The sequence below is a fragment of the Halorubrum sp. AJ67 genome (assembly GCF_000513435.1).
In genome coordinates, this window is the sequence record NZ_CBVY010000010.1 from 106,105 (window position 1) to 108,053 (window position 1,949).

At 69.4% G+C, this 1,949-nt stretch carries 1 protein-coding gene and 1 pseudogene (1 of these 2 running past the window's edge); both read left to right on the top strand.

Annotated features, from left to right (window positions below; genetic code table 11):
• Positions 1-322 (top strand): annotated as a pseudogene (locus tag BN903_RS18605) (Zn-ribbon containing protein) (it extends 511 nt beyond the left edge of the window).
• Between the two features lie 267 nt (positions 323-589).
• On the top strand, positions 590-1,771 hold the full coding sequence (locus tag BN903_RS09875) for an aspartate kinase (RefSeq protein WP_048077566.1): 1,182 nt from the start codon (positions 590-592) through the stop codon (positions 1,769-1,771).
• Positions 1,772-1,949: the final 178 nt, after the last annotated feature.

Genomic DNA, 1,949 nt, shown 5'->3' on the forward strand with positions numbered 1-1,949 from the left:
GCAGATCGCGGACCGGAGCGACGAGGACACCGCGCAGGCGAGCGCGCGCTCCGAGGTAGTCTCGCCGGACGAACTCGACCGCGCCAGCCGCGAGGTCGAGGGCGCGGAGACGCCGCCCGCCGACGAGGAGCCGCAGTCCGGCATCGACGCCCTCCGCGACGAGCTCAACGACCAGTTCGAGAGCATCCGCATCGTCAGCCCCGGGCAGTACGAGCTCAACCTGATGGAGCTGTACGACAGACAGGAGTACATCATCTCCCTTCAGGAGGACGGCCGGTACGTCATCGAGATGCCCGACGCGTGGGGCATCCAAGACGAGTGATCTCCCGGCCTGCTCCAGTCTCGATCGCTCGTCAGCGCCGCCTCGGTCCGTAGTTAGCGCCGCCTCGGACGACGTGCCGCTTCGGGCGACCCTTGTCGAAGAGGATACTGTTATCCGGCTTCCTCCGCTACGGAGTCGCATGTTTACCGATCGCTTCCGCCGACCGGGCCGGAATTCCGGCCTCGGGTCGGCCCGTTCCGTCTCGCTCGCCCGCCCGCGACCCCCGACCGGATCCGGACCGCTCCGGGCCTCCGACGAGGTATCCGTATGCGCGTAATCGCGAAGTTCGGCGGCACGAGCCTCGGCAGCGGCGACCGGATCGAGCGCGCGGCCGACTCGGTCGCGAGCGCCGTCGCGGCCGGTCACGAGATCGCGGTCGTCGCCAGCGCGATGGGGTCGACCACCGACGAACTCCTCGACGACATCACCTTCGAGACGGACGACGCCGACCGCGCGGAGATCGTCTCGATGGGCGAGCGCACCAGCGTGCGGATGCTGAAGGCCGCCCTCTCGGTCCGGGACGTCGAGGCGGTCTTCCTCGAACCGGGACACCCGGATTGGCCCGTTATCACGGACGAGCGCGGCGAGGTCGACGTCGCGGAGACGAAGCGGCGGGCCCAGAAGATCGCGGCGCGGCTCGACGGCGTCGTCCCGATCATTACCGGGTTCCTCGCCGAGGACCACGACGGTAACGTCACCACGCTCGGTCGCGGCGGCTCGGACACGACCGCCGTCATGCTCGGCAACTACATGGACGCCGACGAGGTCGTGATCGTCACCGACGTCGAGGGCGTGATGACCGGCGACCCGCGGGTGGTCGAGGGCGCGCGAAACGTCGGCCAGATCACCGTCGACGAGCTGCGGAACCTCTCCTTCCGGGGCGCGGAGGTGGTCGCCCCGTCCGCGCTCTCGTACAAGGACGAGGGACTCGCGGTTCGGGTCGTCCACTACCAGCACGGTGACTTACTCCGGGGCGGCACCCGGATCGAGGGCGAGTTCGAGAGCCTGATCGACATGCGCGAGGAGCCGCTGGCGTGTCTCACCATCGCGGGCCGCGCAATCCGGAACCGACCGGGGATCCTCTCCGAGCTCTCGAACGCCTTGCGCGCCGAGGAGATCAACATCGACGCGGTCGCCTCCGGGATGGACTCGGTCACCTTCTACGTCGACGTTGACGTCGCCGAGACCGCCGAGGCCCTGCTCCACGAGTCGGTCGTCACCGACGAGGCGCTCTCCTCGGTCACCGTCGCCGACCCCATCGCCGTGATCCGCGTCACGGGCGGCGAACTCCCCAACCAGTCGGGCGTCATCCAAGACATCATCGCGCCCATCGCGGACGCCGGCATCAACATCATCGACCTGATCACGAGCGCGACCTCGGTCGCAGTGTTCGTCGACTGGGACGACCGCGAGGAGGCGCTCGAAATCGTTCAACAGCGGTTCGACTGACCCGGTCGCTCGGCCGCGCCGTTCACTCGCCGGCGTCCCCGTCCGGCTCGAACCGGTACCGCGTCGTCGACGCCCCGTCGATCCGCGGCCCGGAACCGACCGCCTCGAACCCGATCGCCTCGACGGTCGCCGTCGCGGTCGCGTCGACCGGGACGACCGCCTCGACGGCCATGCCCTC